5 protein-coding genes are annotated in these 5,142 nt (G+C 60.9%); 3 read left to right on the top strand and 2 right to left on the bottom strand.

Features of this window, described 5'->3' with window-relative positions:
* The 3 genes from EAV90_RS40300 to EAV90_RS38735 all read left to right on the top strand — a co-directional run.
* The coding region (locus EAV90_RS40300; RefSeq protein ID WP_430645062.1) for a hypothetical protein at positions 1–275 on the top strand (275 nt) is incomplete at its 5' end.
* Positions 276–391: 116 nt separating this feature from the next.
* Positions 392–955, top strand: coding sequence for an SRPBCC family protein (locus tag EAV90_RS38740; protein WP_122403151.1), 564 nt, complete (start codon positions 392–394; stop codon positions 953–955).
* 2 nt (positions 956–957) lie between these two features.
* Positions 958–1,908: a YVTN family beta-propeller repeat protein gene (locus tag EAV90_RS38735; protein ID WP_122403152.1), complete on the top strand. Its 951-nt coding sequence runs from the start codon at positions 958–960 to the stop codon at positions 1,906–1,908.
* 25 nt (positions 1,909–1,933) lie between these two features.
* Here the strand turns inward: EAV90_RS38735 and EAV90_RS38730 are convergent, their stop codons facing one another.
* The gene (locus tag EAV90_RS38730; protein ID WP_122403153.1) at positions 1,934–3,121 is read right to left on the bottom strand and encodes a hypothetical protein; all 1,188 of its coding nucleotides are present in this window, start codon (positions 3,119–3,121) and stop codon (positions 1,934–1,936) included.
* Positions 3,122–3,401: 280 nt separating this feature from the next.
* A complete protein-coding gene (locus EAV90_RS38720) occupies positions 3,402–4,043 on the bottom strand; it encodes an HAD family hydrolase (protein ID WP_122403154.1) in 642 nt (213 codons plus the stop codon).
* Between the last annotated feature and the right edge of the window lie 1,099 nt (positions 4,044–5,142).

Below are 5,142 nucleotides of genomic sequence, written 5' to 3'. Positions count from 1 at the left end.
AACCATCCGTTGCTTTCGCCGCAGAAAGCGAGCGCTTGGGCGGCACCTGCGCGAGCCTCCTCGAAAACGTCCGTATCAATCGATGCTCGCGCTACCTTAACGCCTATGGGGAAGGCCGGGTGCCGGCCGGGCACCCACGGTCCACTGTGCGAAAACTGCGCTACGAGAAGCTGCACAGCGGCATACAGGTGAAGCCAAACATCGGGCCTTCCCTGCGCAGTGGTTTTACGGCTTTGGCGTGTTTTGCCCGTCGGGCACCGCAACCGATGGTGTGAACGGAGAAGCCCTGCCACAGCCGCACCACGAACTGGTCTCCCCACGGTCCAAAAATGCGCTACGATGATCTCAGCGCGCGTTCCAAGTCGCGCAGGATCAGGAGTGAGGAAACGGTATGAGGATGAGAAGCGGAACGGCGCTCGCCGGGGTGGCGGCGCTGGCGGTGGCGGGGATGGCTCTGACGGCAGCTTTTGAGCCGGTCTGGGCCCATGGGCCGACGCGGCAGAAGGTGCGCGAATCCATCGAGATCAACGCGCCGCAGGACAAGGTCTGGGCCGCAATCCGCAACTTCCAGGACATGAGCTGGCTACCGCCTGTGACCAAGACCACGGGCGAGAGGGGCAACGAGATCGGCGCAACGCGCCAGCTGACGCTGACCGGCGGGGCAACCGTCGATGAGGAGCTCTACAAGTACGAGCCCGACATGATGAGTTATTCGTACCGGATCACCAAAGTCGACGTGAAGGTGCTGCCGGTGACCAATTATTCTTCGACTCTCAGCGTGTCGCCCGCTCCCGATGGCAAGTCCAAGCTGGAATGGGCTGGCGCATTCTATCGCGGCTATCCCAACAACGATCCGCCACCGGAGCTGAGCGACGAAGCCGCCAAAACTGCGGTGAGCGGGCTCTACAAGACCGGCCTCGAAGCGCTGAAGAAAAAGATCGAGAGCGGCAGCTGATCGTGCGCATCCCGGTCCTGGCGGCGCTCGCCAGCCTCTGGCTTGCCGCTTCCCGCGGCGCGGTCGCCGAGGAGGCGTTCGTCACCAACCAGCTCAGCGACGATCTGATGGTCGTGGACCTCGCGACCGCGCGCAGCGTTGCGACCATCCCGATCGGCGGCAAGCCGGCCGGCATCGCCGTCAGCGTGGACGGACGCTTTGCCTATGTGACGAGCCCCGATGCCAAGGCCGTGACGGTGGTGGACGCCGCCGCGCGCCAGGTCGCTGGCCGCGTCGAGGTCGGCGGCGGGCCGCTCGGCATTGCCGTGGCGCCCGACGGCAAGACCGTCTATGTCGCGGACTGGTATGCCGCCGCGGTTCGGCTGATCGATACGGCCTCGCGCAGCGTCACCGCCAGCATCGCGGTCGGCGCCTCGCCATCGGGCCTCGCCGTCACGCCGGACGGCAAGCTGCTGCTCTCGGCGGACCGCGACGACGACAGCGTCTCGATCGTGGACACCGCGACGCGCCAGCGCAAGGCAACCATCAAGGTCGGCACCCGTCCGTTCGGCGTCACCATCGACGCCGATGGCAGGCGCGCCTACACCGCCAATGTCGGCTCCGATAATGTCTCGGTGATCGACATCGCCGAAGGCAAAGAGATCGGCCGCGTGCCGGTCGGCATGCGCCCCTATGCGGTGGCGCTGGCGCAGGGCCGCGGCTTCGTCACCGACCAATATGGCGGAACCGTCAGCGTGTTCGACCTTGCGACGCTGAAGCCGATCAAGCGCATCAATGTCGGCGACTATCCCGAAGGCATCAACGCGACCGCCGACGGCAAGCGCGTCATCGTCGCCTGCTGGGAGAGCAACGTGCTGGACATCATCGATGCGGTCGAGCTGAAGGTGATCGGCGAGATCAAGACCGGCGACGGCCCGCGCGCGTTCGGGGCGTTTTTGCGGAGGACGGAGTAGGGGGTGGAGGCGGATTCGCTGAAGCTCAGGCGATGCCGGCAGCTCTTTCATGATGGGCCAGGGGCGCCAGCTGGAGCATTGCCTCGTAGATCGCCGGACCGGAAGATACGTCGTGCATCAGGTCAGCCCAATCGTCGCGACTGAACGCAGCGACCTCGACCTTAAGCTCCGCCAGCCATTGCGCTCGCAATTGTCGATACAGACTGAGCAGAATCCGCATGCTGATGAATGCGCAAAACGTCGCGGGGACAACGCAAAGGCCGGCGAAAACCAATGCTTGGACGCCGACAGCCAACATCATCGGCAACGGATCGGTCGCTTCAGGCTGAAGCGACGCGGCCTTACTGTACACCAGGAATGCTGACAGGAGCCACAACGCCATGGTGACGAGAAGAAACGTCATTGCGATTGCCCACGATATCGCCTTTCCCTGTCGAAGCGATCGCTTGCAGATTTCCAGCATGGACTGCAAGTCACCGCCGATGAAGCTGAGAAATATCTCGAGGGGATGGAAACCGTTGTCGGCGAGAGCCTCGATCTGAAAGACCGGGTAGCGCTTGTCTGCCGTGTTCGGGATCGTGCCGTCGTCCCCTGATATCAGGAGGACGACCGGGTGACCGATCGTCGTCGCGGCCAGGATTTCGTGTTCCACGAATGAATCTGATGGACCGGGAATGCAAACCACGAGCTCGGTTTTCTTCAGCAGCTCGACAATCTTCCGTAGAAGAGCTTGATGCTCCGCCTTGTCGTCAAACGGGAGCCGGGATACCGCAAACCCTTTTCTCTCAAGAAAGACGTGCAACTGTTCTGCGGCATCGCCGCGAACACGGTTGAACGAGACGAAAATGCGTAGGCGACGTCGCGAAGCGAACCGATACAGCAAGGGGGCGACGAGACACACGATTGTCATCAGGAGGCAGAGCAGGCCGCTCAGAAAAATCGCGCCTCGATCGATAGCGATCTCCCTGCCTATCTGGTCGACCAGCTTCTGCGTAGCTTCGATCTGTTGGGGTTTCGTCGCTAACCTCTCGGCAAGCCGCGTAGCAAGGAGTAGGGCCACGCGATCAAAGATGTCGGTGTAGATGGACTCGGCGACGAGGGTCGCGATGAATACGATCTTTGCAGATAGCGCCTTTAGCGGCTCGGCTTTCACGAGCGCGTCGATCAGCGCTGATATCTCTTTGGCGAAGATTTCGGCAAACCGGCCCAACATTCAGCTTCTCCGGGCTTTTGTCGGGATACCACCGTGCACAATAGTCGCTGAAGAAACTTGGGAGTGAATACGATACCACAGATTTTTCTACTTGTGGTTTGCTACCCGAAAAAAGTCGACAGCAGCATCTGGACCAGCGACAAACTGATTGTCGATCTCGTTGTAGATATCGGTATCGAGCACGACGCGCACCCTGCCGACCGGCGACGTCAGGAGTTCAGGCGGACTGCGTCCGTGAGCGTCATCACCATCTCCCTGGGCCTTGCTTGGCAAATGCGGATCATATCCTGGCCGGGATGCGGCCGGCGATATCCGTGATCTCATTCATCCGCTCGAACATGTGGTCGGGCCCCCGAGCTCGCAGCGCCGCCGGGGCCGCGTAGCCCCAGCAAACCGCGCCGCAGGCAATTCCGATAGTGCGTGCCGCCTCGATGTCGCGGACCTCATCGCCGATCGAGATGACCTTGCCAGGCTCAACACCCGCGCGCCGGATGACTCGACGGAATTTTGCGGCCTTGCCGAACAGTGACGCCGAGCAGTCGAAATGCGAAAACAGTGCGGCGGACTCGCCGAGCTTCTCGCGCGCATTGGCTTCGCTGTCGGAGGTCACCAGCGCGAGCTGCACGCCGTTGTCGGCCAGCGTCCGCAGCATCGTCTCAACGCCCGCAAACAGCGAAATCTCGCCAGCTGCCTCCGCCTTCAACCGCCGCGCATGCCGCGCGATCGCCGGCAGCTTCCACAATGGCACCTCGAGCCGGGTCAGGATCTCGCGGCTCGACGCATGCCTGAGCTCCTCGATATCCTCATCCCTTACGCGGCGAAAATTGAAGCGATCGGCGACGTCGTTGATGGTGCGCAGGAACCAGGGAAAGCTGTCAGCGAGGGTTCCGTCGAGGTCAAAGATGACGAGGGCATAGGGCATGGGGGCTGATTTTGAGCTCACCGACGAGCGAGAGGTCGCGTGCTAGTATTCGCGAGTTCGAGCACAGCCATGCGACACGAGCGGATCGAAATCAACCTGCAATCATGGGCGGCAAGCCAATGCTCTGGCTCGCCGATGAGTGCATCGCTGCCTCCCCTGTACGAGAGCCGCGCGCCGGTCGCGACGTGCCTTATATCGCCGAATATGCCGCGAGCCTGAGCGACATGGAGGTAAGGGCGCGCGCGGCCCGGTATCGCCATTAAGCGGACTTGACGGCGCTCGAGGAAACGGTGGCGGACCGGAGCCGCTCACTGGCCCATTCAGCAAAAGCAGCGTGTGCGGAGGGATCGGAAAAGGCTCGCGCCGGTATGAAAAAGCCTTGCCCTGAATTGTACCATATCCCCACCATGGTCGATGCATCTGTCACGCCCTTGATGGAATGCCAGCACGTCCTCCGGCGTTCGCTGCCGGGGGTTCTGACGACAATCGAGCTATCGTCAAGAGTGACGTTCCATGTCATTTGCGCTACGCGATCTACCTCAAACAGGTTGTCCTGGATTCGTCGGATGATCCGCAATGTTAGGAAAAATGCCTGAATCTGCCCAAGTACGAGGCAGACTACCAATACAAACAGAGTTTGCAGTGTGATAGACCCGCTATCATCAGGACAGCCCAAATGTTGAGCGCTTGAACTTGGTAGGCTTCCGTATCGAAGTGCACCTTTAGACGTTTGCCTACAAGTTTTCGGAAGGATCTATCTTCCTCTATTGTGATGTTGAATTGGAAACGAAAGCTTGACTGATCAATTACGTCGCTCAAATCTCATCTCCGCGGCGAAGCCAATTGAGTATAGTCATCACACGCGAGATAACCATAGGTTGTGTCGGCTAATAGCGTAGTCGTCTGAACAACTTTGCGCATCTGCGAAGGGGCCGCCCGATGTGGCAGCCCGGTCTCCGATGATTGTCTGATGTCGTCCGTTAAGAAGCCGATTGCAGCGGTGAGCGGTCGCTGATGGCTGCGATGAGGGTGGCCAGGAAGAGGCACCAAAGAACCCTCAGCCAGGCGAGGATGCGGCGGAAGTTGTGACCGACGGCAG

Origin of the sequence: Bradyrhizobium vignae (assembly GCF_004114425.1) — a bacterium.
Taxonomy (GTDB): Bacteria; Pseudomonadota; Alphaproteobacteria; order Rhizobiales; family Xanthobacteraceae; genus Bradyrhizobium; species Bradyrhizobium vignae.
Note: the sequence above shows the minus strand (reverse complement) of the source record. Positions and strands in the feature narration are given on the sequence as shown.

Excerpts from the sequence above, each read along its gene's own strand:
- EAV90_RS38740 (WP_122403151.1), top strand. The coding sequence starts at position 392 with ATGAGGATGAGAAGCGGAACGGCGCTCGCCGGGGTGGCGGCGCTGGCG.
- EAV90_RS38730 (WP_122403153.1), bottom strand. The coding sequence starts at position 3,121 with ATGTTGGGCCGGTTTGCCGAAATCTTCGCCAAAGAGATATCAGCGCTG.
- EAV90_RS38720 (WP_122403154.1), bottom strand. The coding sequence starts at position 4,043 with ATGCCCTATGCCCTCGTCATCTTTGACCTCGACGGAACCCTCGCTGAC.